17 protein-coding genes and 1 pseudogene are annotated in these 16,382 nt (G+C 68.1%); 5 read left to right on the plus strand and 13 right to left on the minus strand.

From position 1 onward, the window contains the following. Positions 1 to 98: 98 nt before the first annotated feature. A complete protein-coding gene (locus BKA02_RS01315) occupies positions 99 to 1,295 on the plus strand; it encodes an ROK family transcriptional regulator (protein WP_179430566.1) in 1,197 nt (398 codons plus the stop codon). A gap of 3 nt (positions 1,296 to 1,298) precedes the next feature. Here BKA02_RS01315 and BKA02_RS01320 read toward each other — a convergent pair whose 3' ends face one another. The 8 genes from BKA02_RS01320 to BKA02_RS01355 form a co-directional block, all read right to left on the minus strand. Next, complete coding sequence (locus BKA02_RS01320) at positions 1,299 to 2,288, minus strand: epimerase (protein ID WP_179430568.1); 990 nt, start codon at positions 2,286 to 2,288, stop codon at positions 1,299 to 1,301. After that, positions 2,281 to 2,664, minus strand: coding sequence for a PLD nuclease N-terminal domain-containing protein (locus BKA02_RS01325; protein ID WP_179430570.1), 384 nt, complete (start codon positions 2,662 to 2,664; stop codon positions 2,281 to 2,283). Before BKA02_RS01325 ends, BKA02_RS01320 begins: the two co-directional genes overlap by 8 nt. Positions 2,665 to 2,725: 61 nt before the next feature. Next, positions 2,726 to 3,898 (minus strand): serine hydrolase domain-containing protein, encoded by a 1,173-nt coding sequence (locus BKA02_RS01330; protein WP_343045314.1) that lies wholly within the window; start codon positions 3,896 to 3,898, stop codon positions 2,726 to 2,728. Next, positions 3,895 to 4,770, minus strand: coding sequence for an ATP-binding cassette domain-containing protein (locus tag BKA02_RS01335; RefSeq protein ID WP_179430572.1), 876 nt, complete (start codon positions 4,768 to 4,770; stop codon positions 3,895 to 3,897). The genes BKA02_RS01330 and BKA02_RS01335 overlap by 4 nt, the downstream gene beginning before the upstream one ends. Continuing rightward, the gene (locus BKA02_RS01340; RefSeq protein ID WP_179430574.1) at positions 4,767 to 5,729 is read right to left on the minus strand and encodes an ABC transporter ATP-binding protein; all 963 of its coding nucleotides are present in this window, start codon (positions 5,727 to 5,729) and stop codon (positions 4,767 to 4,769) included. Before BKA02_RS01340 ends, BKA02_RS01335 begins: the two co-directional genes overlap by 4 nt. After that, positions 5,726 to 6,625 carry an ABC transporter permease gene (locus tag BKA02_RS01345; protein WP_179430576.1) on the minus strand — a complete coding sequence of 300 codons (900 nt, stop codon included), beginning with the start codon at positions 6,623 to 6,625 and terminating at the stop codon, positions 5,726 to 5,728. Before BKA02_RS01345 ends, BKA02_RS01340 begins: the two co-directional genes overlap by 4 nt. Beyond that, complete coding sequence (locus BKA02_RS01350; protein WP_179430578.1) at positions 6,622 to 7,638, minus strand: ABC transporter permease; 1,017 nt, start codon at positions 7,636 to 7,638, stop codon at positions 6,622 to 6,624. Before BKA02_RS01350 ends, BKA02_RS01345 begins: the two co-directional genes overlap by 4 nt. Positions 7,639 to 7,669: 31 nt before the next feature. Beyond that, positions 7,670 to 9,265, minus strand: coding sequence for an ABC transporter substrate-binding protein (locus BKA02_RS01355; protein WP_179430580.1), 1,596 nt, complete (start codon positions 9,263 to 9,265; stop codon positions 7,670 to 7,672). A gap of 112 nt (positions 9,266 to 9,377) precedes the next feature. On the opposite strand from BKA02_RS01355, the gene BKA02_RS01360 reads away from it, so the two are divergent. After that, positions 9,378 to 10,307, plus strand: coding sequence for a LysR family transcriptional regulator (locus BKA02_RS01360; RefSeq protein ID WP_179430582.1), 930 nt, complete (start codon positions 9,378 to 9,380; stop codon positions 10,305 to 10,307). Positions 10,308 to 10,321: 14 nt separating this feature from the next. On the opposite strand, the gene BKA02_RS01365 is transcribed toward BKA02_RS01360, so the two are convergent. Further along, positions 10,322 to 10,957: a DUF1349 domain-containing protein gene (locus tag BKA02_RS01365; protein WP_179430584.1), complete on the minus strand. Its 636-nt coding sequence runs from the start codon at positions 10,955 to 10,957 to the stop codon at positions 10,322 to 10,324. Between the two features lie 131 nt (positions 10,958 to 11,088). Here BKA02_RS01365 and BKA02_RS01370 point away from each other — a divergent pair, with 131 nt between their 5' ends. Both BKA02_RS01370 and BKA02_RS01375 read left to right on the plus strand, forming a co-directional pair. Continuing rightward, positions 11,089 to 11,664 (plus strand): hypothetical protein, encoded by a 576-nt coding sequence (locus tag BKA02_RS01370; RefSeq protein ID WP_179430586.1) that lies wholly within the window; start codon positions 11,089 to 11,091, stop codon positions 11,662 to 11,664. 247 nt (positions 11,665 to 11,911) lie between these two features. Next, a pseudogene (locus BKA02_RS01375) lies at positions 11,912 to 13,177 on the plus strand (IS256 family transposase). 171 nt (positions 13,178 to 13,348) lie between these two features. On the opposite strand, the gene BKA02_RS01380 reads toward BKA02_RS01375, so the two are convergent. The 4 genes from BKA02_RS01380 to BKA02_RS01395 all read right to left on the minus strand — a co-directional run bounded on the left by BKA02_RS01380 (position 13,349) and on the right by BKA02_RS01395 (position 15,282). Next, positions 13,349 to 13,900: a type IV toxin-antitoxin system AbiEi family antitoxin domain-containing protein gene (locus tag BKA02_RS01380; RefSeq protein ID WP_179430588.1), complete on the minus strand. Its 552-nt coding sequence runs from the start codon at positions 13,898 to 13,900 to the stop codon at positions 13,349 to 13,351. A 309-nt stretch (positions 13,901 to 14,209) separates the two neighbouring features. Continuing rightward, complete coding sequence (locus tag BKA02_RS01385) at positions 14,210 to 14,707, minus strand: hypothetical protein (protein ID WP_179430590.1); 498 nt, start codon at positions 14,705 to 14,707, stop codon at positions 14,210 to 14,212. Positions 14,708 to 14,740: 33 nt separating this feature from the next. Continuing rightward, positions 14,741 to 15,052, minus strand: coding sequence for a type II toxin-antitoxin system RelE/ParE family toxin (locus BKA02_RS01390; RefSeq protein WP_179430592.1), 312 nt, complete (start codon positions 15,050 to 15,052; stop codon positions 14,741 to 14,743). After that, positions 15,049 to 15,282, minus strand: coding sequence for an addiction module protein (locus tag BKA02_RS01395; protein WP_179430594.1), 234 nt, complete (start codon positions 15,280 to 15,282; stop codon positions 15,049 to 15,051). The genes BKA02_RS01390 and BKA02_RS01395 overlap by 4 nt, the downstream gene beginning before the upstream one ends. Positions 15,283 to 15,425: 143 nt before the next feature. On the opposite strand from BKA02_RS01395, the gene BKA02_RS01400 reads away from it, so the two are divergent. Next, positions 15,426 to 16,196: a hypothetical protein gene (locus tag BKA02_RS01400; RefSeq protein ID WP_179430596.1), complete on the plus strand. Its 771-nt coding sequence runs from the start codon at positions 15,426 to 15,428 to the stop codon at positions 16,194 to 16,196. Positions 16,197 to 16,382: the final 186 nt, after the last annotated feature.

Here is a 16,382-nt window from a genome sequence, read left to right on the forward strand (position 1 = left end):
AGATCACCCCACTTTTGCTAGTCATCCGGCAGAAGTTTTTTCAATGACGCGCAGAAGTGTTGTTCTGTGTCACCGAACCCCTGTGGTTTACTGACCTCATGAGCGACCAGGACCGCGTCAACGGCAGCACGGCGCCTGGCTCCGGAGAGATCCTTCAGTTGCTCCTGGATGGCCGTGCGCGCACGAAGGCCGACCTCGTGCATCTCACCGGTCTCGCACGATCCACCGTCTCCTCGCGTGTCGATGCGCTGCTCGCCTCCGGCCTCGCCGTACCCGCCGGCGAGGCCGCCTCCACCGGCGGCCGGCCTCCTGCACGCATCGCGTTCAACCCGCGTGCCGGGGCGATCGTCGCGGTCGACCTCGGCGCATCCCACGGCACCGTCGCGCTCGCCGACCTCAGCGGCAGCATCCTGCTCACCTCCACGCATCCGCTCGACATCGCCGCGGGTCCGGTCGAGGTGCTCGATCGCGTGGTGGCCGAGGCGGCCGTGCTTCTCGAGCACGATTCCGTGCGCGACATCCCTCTCGTCGGAGTCGGGATCGGCGTGCCCGGCCCCGTGGAGCACTCCACCGGGCGTCCGTACAACCCGCCCATCATGCCGGGATGGGATCGCTTCGACGTGCCCGGCTACGTGCAGCGCACCTTCGATGTGCCCGTGCTCGTCGACAACGACGTGAACATCCTCGCCCTCGGCGAGCACGCCCTGAGCTACCCGGATGCGCGAGACCTCGTGTTCGTGAAGGTCGCGACCGGCATCGGCGCGGGCATCATCGCGGGGGGCCAGCTGCAACGGGGAGCGCAGGGGTCGGCCGGCGACATGGGGCACGTGCGCGTGCCGTACTCCCCCGACTCCTCGCCCGCGGCGAAGGAGGATCGTGATCTCGAAGCCCTCGCCAGCGGCACCGCGATCGCCGCGACCCTGCGGGAGTGCGGTCAGGCGACGGAGTCGAGCGCCGACGTCGTCGCTCTGATCCGGGCGGGCAACGCGGCGGCCATCGAAGCAACCCGGCAGGCGGGGCGCGACGTGGGCGAGGTGCTCGCCTCCATGGTGAACCTCCTCAACCCATCGGTGATCATCCTCGGCGGCAGCATCGGCCGCGCGGGCGAGCACCTGCTCGCCGGGGTGCGCGAGGTGGTCTACCGACGCTCGATCACCCTCGCCACTCAGCATCTCGCGATCGTTCAGACGCAGGGCGGCGAACGCGCCGCCGTGCTCGGTGCCGCGATCATGGTCACGCGCGACGTGCTCGCGCCGGCGAACGTCGACGCCCGGCTCTCCGCGGCGCGCCGCTGAGTCTCAGCCTCGTGCGTGCACGTCGCGCAGGGCGGGTTCCAACTCCGGGTGGCGGAAGGCGAAGCCGGCGCGGGTGAGCACGGCCGGCGCCACCCAGCGGCTCTTGAGCACGAGCTCGGACTCGGTGCGCAGCACCCACATCGCCGGCTCGAGCATGAAGCGCCACGCCGGCAGGCCGATCGGCGTGCGCACGATGCGGCGCAGCGCCGCCATGAGCTCGCGGTTGTCGACCTGCGTCGGCGCCGACATGTTCACCGGGCCCGCGATCCCTGGATGATCGCGGAGGAACCGCACCGCGTCGACGAAATCGTCGACGTGCATCCAGCTGAACCGCTGCCGTCCGCGTGAACGGACATAGCCCGGGGCGGGCGGCTCGGTGGGCGCAAGGCCGATCCCGCGGTACCGGCGGTGTGGAAACCACCAGCCATCGATCTGCGGCCCGCCGACGCCCAGCCGCGCAAGCCGGAACAGCAGATCCGACACCGGTGCGCCGGGACCGATCACGATCGTCGTGCGCAGGGCGATGCGGCGTGTGGCGGGCAGGTCGCCGCGGAACAACTCGGCCTCCCACGCGCGGCCGACGTCGGGCGAGAACCCGCCGTCGACCTCCGTGTCATCCTCGGTCTGCGCCCGATCCAGCGCATAACGGTAGATCGTCGCCGTGCTCGCGTTCATCCAGACCGCCGGCGGATGCTCCGCTGCCCGGATCGCATCTCCCAGCGCCCTGGTCGTATCGATGCGCGAACGCAGGATCTCGTCGCGGTTCGCATCCGTGTATCGGCAGTTGACGCTCTTGCCTGCGAGGCCGATCACAAGGGCGGCGCCGTCGACGATCCGGTCGACCGAGGCCTGGTCGCTCCAGCGCGCATCGGGCCCCTGACGCCCGATCACGGCGACGTCGTAGCCATCGGCGCGAAGCCCGGCCGCGAGCGCATGGCCGAGAAATCCGGAACCGCCGCCGATGACGGCGCGCGGCCGAGCGGCCTCAGCCATCGGCCGCCTCGCCCGCCTCGCCGTTCTCGCGCTTGCGCTTCTCGATCTCGGCGCGCAGCCGCCACTCCTCGATCTCACGATCGAGATCGGCGATCTGCTGCTCGGTCGAGCGCGTATCGACCGGCGCCGTCGGAGCCGCAGGCGTCGCGGACGGGGTGGTGCGTTCGCGACGCATCCGCGGCATGGAAACTCCGGAGTCGCCGTACTCGCGCCCGATGACGAACCAGAGCACGCCGCCGACGAGCGGCACGATCACGACGAGGATGATCCAGAGCACCTTCGGCAAGTGCTTCACCTGATCGTCGGTACGCGTGATGATATCGATGAGCGCGCCGATCATGAGCGCGAGCACCAGCACCGAGAAGACGACTCCCATGACCCCAGCCTACGGACGCGCGGCGTGCTCGGCGGCGAGGGCGGTCGCGAATGTGACGCGATCAGCGATCGAACGAACGGCAGATGTCGCGAAACAGCGCCGAGTGCACATCGTTCCAGGCGACCGTGACCGGCTCAGGGCACGACGACATCTTCACCACGACGACGCCGGTCGGCGGATCGAGCCAGATGTACTGCCCGTGGATGCCCACGGCATAGACGTTGCCGCGGGCATTCCCCGTCGACCACCACTGATTGCGGTAGGAGGCCCCAGGATGCGTCTGCCGGATCGCCGAATCACGCGCGAGCTCCGGATCTCCGCCGGCGAGCGTCTGACGCACCCAGTGCTCGGAGACGATGCGCCGCCCGCCCAGCTCGCCGCCCGCGAGCATGAGCTCGCCCACGCGGGCCAGATCGCGGGCCGTGCAGGAGATGCCGCCGTTCGCGAAGGGGAATCCCGCCGCGTCCACCGTCACCGAGGCGTCGTCGGCGCAGTCCAGACGCTGCCACAGCCGCTCGGAGAGCACCTCGGCGTAACGCCGCCCGGTGACCTCCTCCACGATCCAGGCCAGCACGTCGGTGTCGGCCGAGCAGTACTGGAACCGCTGCCCGTGCGGACCGGAGGCGCGCAGCGATGACAGGAAGGCGTATGTGTCCTCCGGGTCGCCCTCGTGCAGCGGCCGCCATCCGGCGATGCGATCCTGGGCGCGCACGTGCGAGTCGGGGTCGCGGTAGTCCTCGCTGTAGTCGACGGCAACGGTCATGTCCATGACCTGGGCCACCGTCGCATCCCCGTACGCGGATCCGGCGAGCTCGGGCACGTGCTCGGCGACGGTGGCCGCGGGATCGATCAGTCCGTCATCGATGAGCGCGCCGACCGTGATGCCGCACAGCGACTTCGACACACTCATGAGCAGGTGCCGGTCGACGGGCGAGAACCCCTCGCGGTAATACTCCGCGATCAGCTCTCCCTTGCGCACCACGACGAGCGCGTCGGTATAGGCGTCCTCCAGGCGCTGGTCCAGGTCGTCCACCCCGACGAGGCGATCGAGCCACGGGACGCCGTTGCGGTGGCGCGGGTGGGCGGGGATCGCCGCGGTGGCGACGAACTCCGACACGTTCGCGAACGCCCAGCGGTTGTGCGGCGCATCCTGCCAGGTGTCGAGGGTGGGTTCGGACGTCGCATGCGGATAACGCGGCGGACGGGACGTGAGCGCGGGGATGATCTCGGTCACAGCAGGAGGCTCCTCTCGCTTCCCCCGGGCGTCGTCGACCCGGAAGAGGTCTCAGCGGGCAGCACCGGGGGAACGCCGGGGGTGGTGGGCATGGCGGCCAGAAGCTGGCGCGTGTAGTCGTGGGAGGGCGCGGCGAGCACGGTCTCGGCAGGGCCCGCCTCCACGAGCCGCCCCCGCCGCATCACACCGGCGGTATCGCTCATGTACCGCACGACGTCGAGGTCGTGCGAGATGAGCAGATAGCTGAGGCCCCGCTCGCGCTTGAGCCGCTGCAGCAGATTCAGCACCTGCGCCTGCACCGACACGTCCAGGGCGCTGGTGGGCTCGTCGAGTACGACGAGATCCGGTTCGGTGGCGATGGCGCGGGCCACCCCGGCACGCTGTGCCTGACCGCCGGACAGCTGATGCGGCAACCGGTCGCCGTGCGTTCCCGCCAGTCCCACCTCGTCGAGCAGCGCGGCCACGCGCCGCTGGACCTCGGTCCTGCCGAGGGCGGTGTGGGTGCGCAGCGGCTCTGCGATGCTGTCGCGAACGCGCAACCGAGGATTCAGTGCTGCTTTAGGGTTCTGGAACACCATCCCGGTGCGGGCGCGCAGGCGACGCAGCGCCCCGCCGCGCAGAGTCCCCGGATCGACGCCGTCGATGAGGCTGCGCCCGGACGTGGGCGGGATCAGGTGCAGCGCGCAGCGCGCGATCGTGCTCTTGCCCGATCCGGACTCACCCACCAGTCCGAAGGTCGTGCCCCGGGCGATGCGGAAGCTCACGTCGTCGACGGCGCGGGTGTGCGCACGGTGCGCCGTGAACTCCTTCACGACGTGCTCCACGAGGAGGGCGTCCTCGGCGGATGCGATCGTCTCCGCGTGCCGGTTCATGCTTCTTCTCCCACCAGGACGCAGGCCGCCTCGCGCAGCGCGCCGACCGGCCGCAGCATCGGATCGGTCTCGTAGCACCGCTCCTGTGCGAGCGGGCAGCGGTCGGCGAAGACACACCCGGTGATGCCCAGCAGATTGGCCGGCACGCTACCGCGGATCGCCTCCAGGGCGGTGCCACGGGCATGGCGGGCGGGCAGCGCGCCCAGCAGTCCGCGAGTGTAAGGATGCGAGGGCGCGGCGAGCACCGCATCCGCCGGACCCTGCTCGACCACGCGTCCGGCGTAGAGCACGGCCACGGTGTCGCACACCTCCTGCACCACGCCGAGGTTGTGCGTGATCAGCAGCACGCCGAAGCCGAACCGGTCGCGCAGGCTCAGGATGAGTCGGAGGATCTGGCGGGCGATCGTCACGTCGAGCGCCGTCGTCGGTTCGTCGAGGATGAGCAGCTTGGGCTCGCAGATGAGCGCCTGGGCGATCATCACCCGCTGCAGCATTCCGCCGGAGAGCTCGTGCGGATAGCTGTCGTACACGCGCTCGGGCTCGGGCAGCCCGACGTGCGCGAAGTACTCCAGGATGCGCTCGCGCATCGCGGTGCGAGTGGCGCGGCGGTGCCGGGCGAGCACGGCCCGCAGCTGGTGTCCGAGCGTGAAGACGGGGTTGAAGGCCGTGCCCGGGTTCTGGAACACGATCGAGATCGCATCGCCGCGCACCGGGGAGGGCCGGTCGAGGCGCTGCTCGACGCCGTAGAGCAGGATCCGCCCGTTCGGCTGCGCGCCCTCGGGGAGCATCCCCAGCACCGCCAGACCCGTGAGGCTCTTGCCGCACCCGGTCTCCCCCACGACCCCGAGCACTTCACCCGCGCCGATGCTGAAAGACACGCCGCGCACAGGGCGGTTGGTGAGCCGGCCGCGCTCGGCGAACGCGATCTCGAGGTCTTCGACGAGGAGCAGCTCGGTCATCGCTTCACCTGCCGGGGGTCGAGGAGGTCGCGCAGGGCGTCGCCGATGAGGTTGAAGCCCAGCACGGTGAGGAAGATGGCGAGGCCCGGGAAGGTCGAGATCCACCAGGCGGTGAAGATCTGTCCGCGCCCCTCGGCGACCATGAGACCCCAGTCCGGTGCAGGAGGCTGCGCACCCAGCCCCAGGAACGCCAGCGAACCGGCGGCGAGGACGATCGCCCCGACGTCGACTGTGGCCTGCACGATCACCGGCGTGAGGCAGTTGCGCAGGATGTGCCGCGGCAGGATGCGCCATGCCGGCACCCCGATCGCCCTGGCCGCCTCCACGTACGGCCGCTCGCGCAGCGAGCGCGCTTCGGCCCGCACGAGCCGGGCGTACCAGGGCCACCAGCATATGGCGAGCGCGAGCCCGGCGTTCAGCAGACTCGGTCCGAGCAGCGCCACCATGACCATCGCCAGCAGCAGCGGCGGGAAAGCCTGGAAGACCTCGGTGATGCGCATCAGGATGTTGTCGAGCCACCCGCCGCGGTATCCGGCGATGGCGCCGAGAGGCACGCCGATGAGCGCGGCGAGCCCGACGACGGCCACGGCGATCGTGAGGGCGGGGTTGGCTCCCATGATCACGCGGCTGAGGATGTCCCGGCCGAGCTGGTCGGTGCCGAACAGGTGCGCGAGGCCCGGGGCGATGTTGCGGGTGTCGACGCTGGTCTGGCCCATGCCCTGCTCGGGATACGGGGCGATCCACCGCCCGAAGAAGGCGAGGACCACGACGAGGAGCACGATCGCCAGCCCCGCCACGGCGAGCCAGTCGGTGCGCAGCACCCGCACCAGCCGGGTGACGGTGCTGTCGCGCGGCGGCAGGACCAGGGGGGCGATAGTGGTGGTTGCGGTGCTCATGCGACGGTCACTCTCGGATCGAGCCGGGCCTGCACGAGGTCGACGACGAGGTTGGCGAGCAGGTAGGCGAAGGCCGCCAGCATCGTGATCGCCATGATCACGGGGTAGTCCACGGCCAGCATGGCCCCGGCGGCGAAGGCGCCGATGCCCGGCCAGTTGAACACGACCTCGACGAAGAACGTCCCGGTCAGCGCGTACGCGGTGGCCAGGCCCACGATGGTCATGGTCGGCGGCAGCGCGTTCTTCAGCGCGAAGCGCCACCGCACCACGAAATCGCGCAGTCCGTATGCGTTCGCGGTGAACACGTAGTCCTCGCTGAGCACCTCCAGCATCGAGGCGCGGATCATGCGCGCCACCAGCCCCATCGGGTAGGCGGCCAGGGTGATCGCCGGGAGGACCAGGTGCACCAGGCCGTCCCCGAAGGCCGTCATGTTCCCGGTGATCAGGCTGTCGATCAACGCGAACCCGGTCACATGCCCCACCGGATCGGAGTACTCGATGGCCTTGGAGAACTGTCCCGTCGCCGGGAGGATCCCCAGCCCGCCGACGAACACCACCTGCAGTAGCAGGCCCAACCAGAACGAGGGCACCGAGACCCCGCCGATCGAGAACACCCGGATCGCGCCGTCGAGCGCTCCCCCTGGCTTGCGGGAGGCGATCACACCAAGGATGATCCCGCCGATGGTGGCCAGTAGCATGGCCGCGAACAGCAGCTCCAGCGTGGCCGGCAGCCGCGCACCCAGCTCCAGCAGCACCGGGCGCTTGGTGGAGAGCGAGTTTCCCCAGTCGCCGGTAAGCAGTCCTCCCAGGTAGCCGAGGTACTGCATCGGCAGCGGCTGGGTGAACCCGAGCTTCTCGCGGATGCGCTCCAGTTCGGCCGGCGGGGCCTTGGGGCCCGCGTAGACGACCGCCGGATCCGAGGGGATCACGCGGGCGAGGATGAACACGATCAGGGTGATGACGAACAGCACCAGGATCGCAGACCCTCCTCGCCGCGCGAAGAACCTCACCATGCCGTGCTCCTGCCGATCCGCTCGGACGAACTCACGCCGCCGGGACGATGTTCTTGAAGAACGTCGTGAACGGGTAGTTCTCGTTGAAGTCGCCGATGGTCAGTCCCGCGGGGGCGACAGTGACCGCCTGCGGATCGAAGAGGAACAACGCGGGCGCCTGCTCGTACAGCATCTGCATGGCCTGCTCGTAGGTGGCCTGCGCGGCGTCGCGGTCGGATCCGGTGAGGGTTCCCGCCTCGTCGATCAGCGCGTCGTACTCGGGGCTGTTCCAGTAGCTGAGGTTGAAGAACGGCACGTCGCTGGAGTGGAACAGGGAGTACAGGTTGTCGGAGCCCGCATCCGAGTAGGTGGGCCAGTAGTAGAGCACGAAGATGTCCTGCGCGCTGGCCGGATCGGCCTTGGCCGCCTCCCACTGCTGGTTGAACAGCATGGCGGTGACGTTCACCTCGACGCCGATCTGCGCGAACGCATCCTTGATGAGCGGCACGAACCGCGCTTCGGTGGGGTTCTCCGAGGCGTAGGTGAGCTCCAGGGAGAAGCCGTCGGCGTGCCCTGCCTGGGCCAGCAGCTCGCGCGCCCTGTCGAGATCCTGCGTGTACTGCGGCACGTCCTCGGAGTACGGGAAGATGCCCTTCGGCACCGCCGTGCGCGACTGCGTGCCGTAGCCGAGGGCACTGACGTCGATGATGTCCTCGTACGGCACCGCGTAGCTCAGCGCCTGGCGCACGAGAGGGTCGTCCAGCGGCGGTCGCGTCGTGTTCAGCAGCGCGAGGTAGTTGAACGGCGAATTGGCGGTACGGATCTCGGAACCGGTCTGCTGTGCCACGGACTCGACGTTCTCCAGCGGCACGCTCGTGGCGAAGTCGACCTCGCCGGCCGTGAGCATCTGCTGGGCGGTGACCGCGTCGGGGGTGATGGCGATGTCGACGATCTCGTAGTGCGGAGCGTCGTCCCAGTAGTCGTCGTACGCCTCGAGCACGACCTTCTCGCCGGGTTCGTACTCCTTCAAGGTGTACGGTCCGGTGCCCGCGTCGATGCCGGCCTCGAAATACTGCTCGTCTGCGGCCGCGGCCTCCAGGGCCTTCGGCGAGACGATCCATGCTCCGTAGGTGGATGCGGCCACGAGGTCCATCGGCGCGGAATAGCTCAGGTGCATCACGACGGTGCTCTCGTCGGTCGCCTCGACGGTGTCCAGGGGCGCCCAGATGAACGAGGCGCCCGCCCGCGCACGGGCCGCTTCGATGCTGGCCACGACGGCGTCCGCATCGAGTTTCTCCCCGTCGTGGAACGTGACGCCCTCGCGGATGTGGAACGTCCAGGTGAGGCCGTCCTCGCTCGTCTCCCACGACTCGGCGATCGCCGGGCGGAAGTCCTCTGCGGCGCCGTCGGCGTTCTTCCACAGCAGCGGCTCATACACGTTGCCGAGGTAAAGCGCCTCGGTCGAGAACGACGTGACCGGATCCCACGTGGTCACGGCCGCAGAGGCCGCGACGGTGAGCACGTCGAACTCGCCGGGCGAACCCTCCTGATCCGCGGCTCCCGCTGTACAGCCGACGAGCGATGCCGCCGACGCGGCGGCGAGGGTGAGCAGCGCCGTGCGCCGGATTCGGGTACGGGTGACATCCATTGTCGACCTCCAGGGAGTGGGCCACGGGGGCGGGTTGCGGCCAGTCTATGGACAAAGGATCGAGACTCACCAATACTTATTTTTCAGTAAATCGATGCTTGGGAGGCATCACATGGAACTGCGGCTCCTGCGCTACTTCGTCGCCGTCTGCGAGCACGGCACGGTGCACGGCGCCGCCGATACCGTACACGTCGCCCAGCCCTCACTGAGTCGGCAGATCCGGCGACTCGAGCAGGATCTGGGCTTCGCACTATTCGACCGGGCGCCGCGGGGGCTGACCCTCACAGCCGCTGGCCGGGCGTTCCTCCCCGTCGCTCAGGATCTTCTCACCCGCGCGGCGCGGGCGACGTCCACGGCACGGGCGATCGCATCCGGTGCGGGCGATTCGCTGACAGTGGCGTCGGCCGCCACGACCGTGACCGACATCATCGCCCCCTTCGTCGTGCGCCAGGGCGCTGACGGACCGATCGGGAACACCGTCGAGGTCTTTCCCGAGAACGTGTACGGCGTCTTCGCCCGCGGCGACGCGGACTTCGCGGTGGGCACCCGCATCCCTCCCGCCGAGTTCCGTTCGCGGGTGATCGGGCATGCCTACCTGTGGGCGCAAGTGCACCCCGCTCATCCGCTGGCCGGAGCGCGCAGCATCTCCCTGGCGCGCCTGGTCAACGAGCCCCTCATCGTCATGAGCCGCTCTCACGGCGTGCGGCACATGTTCGACACGGCCGTCGCCCGAGCGGGGCTCTCCTACACGCCCGCCGTCGAGACGGACTCGTCAGCGCTGGCCATCGCGCTGGCCGCCGCGGGGCGCGGGCTCAGCGTGCTCTCCGACGACTCCCGGTACGGCTTGCGCACCGTCCCGATCCGCGCTGCGGATGGGGACCTCGCGATCACGCTCTACGGCGTGTGGGACGACAAGCACTTCGCTCGCGATCGTATCGTCCAATGCCTCGACGAACTCGGAGACTTCGTCGCTGAGCTGTACCCGCAGGGGTCTCACAGCGCCCGCTCGTCAGTCCGCCCTGATACCCCCGACGCATCCTGATGCCTTCTCAGGCATCACCGTGGACCAGCGTCGTCGTGCGCTCCGTGCAGGAAGGCATCGGCCGACCCTCGCCTCCAGGCGTGGAACGGGATCGTGAGCCCGGCTCTCGTCGGGGCGCACACGAACGGCCCCGCCTCGGCAACGGCATCCGGCACTAACGGCACGACGCGCACGAGCTGCAGCTGAGTATCGGCACCGGCGCGGATGGTCAGCGCATCACCGGAACGGCTGATGCGGATGAGGATGCGTCGGTCGCGCCAGTCGGGCACGGGTGCGAGCGACCAGTCCGAGGCACCGTCGGTGACGACCGCGCCGAGCTGCGGACGGCCGTCGGCGAACTCCACGCCCGCTTTGATCCAGTGCGTCTCGCTGACGCGGACGAAGACCCCGGCCTGATCGAACTGTTCGGAGAACGCCGCCGTGAACTCGACCTCGACGGCGGTGTCCTGTGCGAAGGGCGCGAGGAGCGCGTGTTCGCTGTCGTGCACAAAACCGTAGGACGTCGTACGCCAAGCGTCGCTTCCTTCGACGGCGGTGACGAGCAGATCCGATCCCCGCTCGATCGCGGACACCGGCGGATGCGTCCAGGTGCCGTCCGCCCAGGCGATGTCGCTACAAGGCTCGCGCGCCGGGGTGTCGGAGTCGTTCATGATTCCGCCATCGTATGCCGAGACATTGCGGACTCAGGGGAGCAATCAGCGCGGGGCCTTCCCGCCGGGCGGGTGGAGGTATTCCGTACGATGGGGACATCGACGGCAGACAGCGCGGAGAGGACGCGATCATGCGCGAGAGACTTCTTGCCATCGCAGGGACCGCGGTGATGATCCTCGGCCTGGCGGGCTGCACGGGAGAGGCTTCTCCTGACAGTGACGACGAGACCTCGCCGCCGCTGTACTGCGACCTCATCTCACCCGAGTCCGTGGCCGCGATCGTCGGCGACCTCGAGGTGAAGGACTTCGGCGGCCCCGTCCCCAAGGACGAGTACCGGCGCGTGCAGTGCTCGCTGTATTCACCGAAGGGACGGGAGACGCTGCTCACCGTCTACGAGTACGAGTTGTGGTCGGATGAAGAGGCAGAGAAGGCGCGGACCGAGACCGTCGAGGCGATGCGGATGCATGCCAACGACGGTTCGCAGCACTACGCCGAGCTCGAACTCGACGGCGACGACCTCGGCTACGCGTGGTTCACCGGCGACACTGCGGCCTCGCTGATGCTCACCGAGACGAGGAGCATCTCCGTCAGCGCACCCGCAGATGCCGCGCAGGCCGGAGAGTTCACCGGGCTTCTCGGCCGTGTCGTCGAGGAGATCGACGACAACCTCGACGCCTGGGATGCCGCCCACCCGATCGACGGCTGACGCCTGACGACTGACGACTGACGACTGACGACGCAAGACGATCACCCGGACGAGTAGGGCTGTTCGTTGAGAACTTTGGCCAGATGCGCCGTATTGCGCGCAAGCGTCGCGGTCGCCCTTGCGACCCGAGTAGTGCCCCTTAAGGTGGTGTAGCCCGCGGTGGCCGGCTCGTCGCTCGCGACGTAAGCGCGGTCACCGTGTGATCCTTCGAGAAGTCTCTTACCTCCACTCGAATGGAGTCATCACGATGACCGCACTTCATATTGTCGACCCTGCGAGCGTGCTCGCTGAAGCCCTGACCGACGCGTCGCCGGATCTGATGCGCAGCCTGCTGCAGACCACGATCAATGCGCTGTTGTCCGCTGACGCGGACGCCGTCGCGGGCGCGGAATGGGGCAAGCCCTCACCCGATCGGCTCGCGCAGCGCAACGGCTACCGGCACCGCGACCTGGACACCCGGGTGGGGACCATCGACGTCGCGATCCCGAAGCTGCGGGGGGGGGGGGGGGGGGGGGCACCTACTTCCCGGAATGGTTGCTCGAGCGCCGCAAACGAGCCGAGACCGCGCTGATCACCGTTGTCGCGGACTGCTACCTCGCCGGCGTCTCGACCCGCCGGATGGACAAGCTGGTGAAGACCCTCGGGATCCACTCCCTCTCGAAGTCGCAGGTCTCCCGGATGGCGGCCGAGCTCGACGAGCACGTCGACCAGTTCCGCCACCGACCGCTCGGCGATGCCGGCCCGTTCACGTTCGTCGCCGCCGACGCTCTCACGATGAAGGTCCGCGAAGGCGGGCGAGTCATTAACGCCGTGGTGCTGGTCGCGACCGGCGTCAACGCCGACGGACGTCGCGAAGTGCTCGGGCTTCGTGTGGCAACATCCGAGACCGGGGCGGCGTGGAACACGCTTCTTCGCCGACCTCGTCGCCCGCGGCCTCAGCGGCGTCCGCCTCGTCACCAGTGACGCGCACGCCGGTCTGGTGGAGGCGATCGCGGCGAACCTGCCCGGCGCGGTCTGGCAAAGATGCAGAACCCACTACGCAGCCAACCTGATGTCCGTGACACCGAAGACCATGTGGCCGGCCGTCAAGGCGATGCTGCATTCCGTCTATGACCAGCCCGACGCCGACAGCGTCCACGCGCAATTCGACCGACTCCTCGACTACGTCGACGACAAACTCCCCGACGCATTCGAGCACCTCGACAATGCACGGGCGGACATCCTCGCGTTCACCGGATTCCCCGAAGGGCTCTGGCAGCAGATCTGGTCCAACAACCCCAACGAGCGCCTCAACCGCGAGATCCGCCGCCGCACCGACAGCGTCGGGATCTTCCCCAACAGAGACGCCATCATCCGCCTCGTCGGCGCCGTCCTCGCCGAGCAGACCGACGAATGGGCAGAAGGCCGCCGCTACCTCGGCCTCGACATCCTCGCCAAGAGCAGACTCACCCTCGTCACCGACACCGGAACCGAGGAGGTGAGCGACCCCTTGAGCAGAAAAAGCGGCTGCTGATTTTGCCCCAACGCTCGCTGGAGCGCAGCGATGACGATCGTCGAGGCCAGAATCCATCCCGTGCGGGCGACGGTCGTGCCGAGCGTGGCTAATGCCTGATGAACCCATTGGTCCAGTACGCGCGTGCTTGCAGGAGTGCGATCCTTCTCAGGGAGCGCGGCGAAAGGGTCGTCAGACATACTTTGCCTCGATCTTCGCTGTCAGGTCGGTCGCCTCAGCGACCGTGATCCGGCCACGTTCTCGAGCGGTGTCTGTCGCCACTCGAAGCAGATGCACCGGGACGCCGGTGTCGATCCCCTGCTGGATGGCGGTCTTCTCTGTGACGGTGCGGATGCCCTGCCACCAGGAGAAGTCCGATTCGGCGAGCGGAGCGCGGTGAAGAATGTAGGCGTCTCCGCCGCGCTTGTTGACCCGATGACCTTTCAGGACGGTGACGTGGATTCGGTCTGGATTGATGTCGCAGAGCTCGTACACCGCCAACGCGGTGTCGTGGCTGAGCGCGGCGCCCGGGGTGTTCGCCCACAGGACAGCCAGCATGTACTCATCGCGCTCGGTGGCGGGGAGTTCCGGGAATCGATAGATGCCGTGGCCCACACGATCGAGCTTGTCCCGACGTGCGAGCCGAGCCAGTTCCCCAGGTGCGGCTCCCAAGTTTCGCGCGTCCCGCTCCGTCACATACCCGTACTGGTCAAGGGCGACATCCCAGAGTTCTTTGCGAAGCATGACTCCCCAATCACGTGACGCAAATAGTGTGCCATAAACGGCTTACTTTTCGCTCCTCTCAGTAGGTCCACGTCACGTCGGCTAGTGCGCACTCCCCTACAACATCAGGTTTCTATAGCCAGAAGATCTCAGAAGTCCCAGTCCTCGTCGGGAAGCACGTAATCTTGCGGTCTCTGCGTCTCCGCAGACCGTCCGTGCCACCTGCGTGCCACCCGTACCAAGAACGGCTGTTGCGCCCGCCGAAGCGAGCCGTGACGCAGTACAAATTGTACTCGTCCCAGGTGGCATCTGCACGGGTCCGTCGTGGATCTATCGCCGTTTCGGGAGGAAGGGCAGTTGCTGCACGTCGGGATCACCGGCGGCGAGGCCATCGACGGTGACCTCGTATCCGACGAGGTCCTGACTCGGCCACGGCTCCCCGCTGAGCAGCGAACGCACGGCAGCCAGGCGCTGTTCGAACTCGGCTCGGTTGTCGGCACGGATCTCGAGCGAGTCGGTCTCGTCGGTGGCGCCGATGGGCGTGATCGTGAAGAGCGACTTCGTGATGCTCGATGCGTCCGTCCCGCTACCGATCAGGTCATGTTGGAGGCCGTGTTCTGCCAACGCCGTAGCGACACGGTGACGCACCCGCTGTTCGGCGGCGCCTTCGTCCGCTGCCTCGTCGATGGTCATGGTCTCGAACAGTACGAGAGTGCTCCGGCGCCCGCCGCCGATCGGACGCGCCTCGTATTCGAGTCCGCTCGCAACGCGGAGCGCCTCATCCACGTCGTCGAGCGCGACCCGCACGGTGAGAAAGACCGTCGCCATGCTTTCAGGATAGTTGCGGTCGCCGTGACGGCGTCAGTCTCTTCCGCTCCAGTACAGCGGCATGCGCCGTTCATGAGCGATCGCGACGATCTTTACGGCTTCGTCGGTGAGGTAGTAGACGAGGCGATAGTGCGAGTGAGGAACCTTGGCGTGGCGGAAGACACGTCCGGCCGGGGCGTCCGGGATGGTCTCGGCCGACTCCGGCCATTCGAGGAGACGGTCGATGACCCGGTTGACGTCGGTGCGGAACCTCGCGCCGCGGAGCTGGCCGCCCTGGTCGTACCACTGGATCGCGTCGTCCAGTTCGCGCACGGCATCGGGGTGGAACCCGACGCGGAGCGTCAAGCGTTTCTCTCGACGGCGCGGGCGTCGAGGTAGGCGTTCGCTTCCTCACGGGACAGCATTGCGACCGTACCGTTTTCCAGCTCATCAGCCCTACGTGAAGCGACGGTCGCCCAGGCTTCGTCGATGACGGCCTGGTCGGGGGCGTCGGCATCGTAGAGCACGTCGGCGACCCGCGAGCGCTCCTCGGGCGTGAGCGCCATCGCGGCTTGGATCACCTCAGCCACCGTCATGCCCTGATTCTACCGTGTAGCCGTTCGGATCAGCGAGGTTGCCCCGGTCATGAGGGTGAGAGGAGTCGTCGGTGCCGCTTGGGGTGGTCGTCTCGTACCTGCGTTGAGCAAGTGAGCGGATTGATTGGATGCGAGGAGTGGCCATGGCTTTGGAGTTGGATCGCAAGGCATCGACGGTGGCCGGCGGCATGTTGCTGTGGGTCGAGAAGACAGGCGCGGCACCCGATGAGGCAGGCGGGAGCCGGATGCAGTTCTCTTACGAGGTGCGTGCCGGTGAGCACGTCTACCGAGGTACGGATCTGTATGCGGGTGTTGGGGTGGATGTCCCGGCGTCGCGGATGGTCGGGGTGCTGGCGGGGTTTCTCTCTGATGCGGGTGAGAGATACCGGTCGGGAATGTGCCCACCGGATGACGCCTACCCGGAGTGGGTGTACGAGCAGGCGTACCTCAACGAGGACGAGCTGGCGATGGCGTCGTTCGAGCTGGAGGAACCGGAGGTGTTCACCGGGCGATCCGGTGAGGAGGAAGGGCCGTGGGCGTCGGTGGTGTTCTTGCAGGGCGAAGATGCGGACGCCGCGCTCTCGATCCTGGAGGAGCGAGGTCCGGTGTCGACGATCGCGCATCTGGCGCAGTGGGATTTCGGAGACGAGACCGTGCAGGCAGCCGCCGCGAACGGTTACGTCTACGAGACGCCGCCTGCCGGGACGTGGGACAGGGAATTCCTCAGCGGCCCGTATCACCTGTCCTGGAATCACTCGCTGGGCCACGTGAGCCTGATCCGCAGCATCGCCGGCGCGGCCGAGGCGACGGCACCGTCGGAACGCGCAAGGCGACTCGGGTCGGCGTCCCCGACGATGGCTGCCGGGGTCGGCAGCCCCCGTATCGATGCCCGCACGGAGTCGCTGAGCAGGTGACCGCGTGCGCATAGGCACGCGCTGAGAGGGGAAGGGAGGAACGCCGGGGCGTCGCAGAATTGCGGCGCCCTTTCGGCGTGTCACGGTCAATGCATGGCACGCAAAATGGTGTTCAGCTCGTTGATGACCTTGATGGCGCCGGGCTCGATGCGACCGGTGAGAGCGTCACGTTCGGGATGCCACATG

Source organism: Microbacterium pseudoresistens, from assembly GCF_013409745.1.
GTDB lineage: Bacteria > Actinomycetota > Actinomycetes > Actinomycetales > Microbacteriaceae > Microbacterium > Microbacterium pseudoresistens.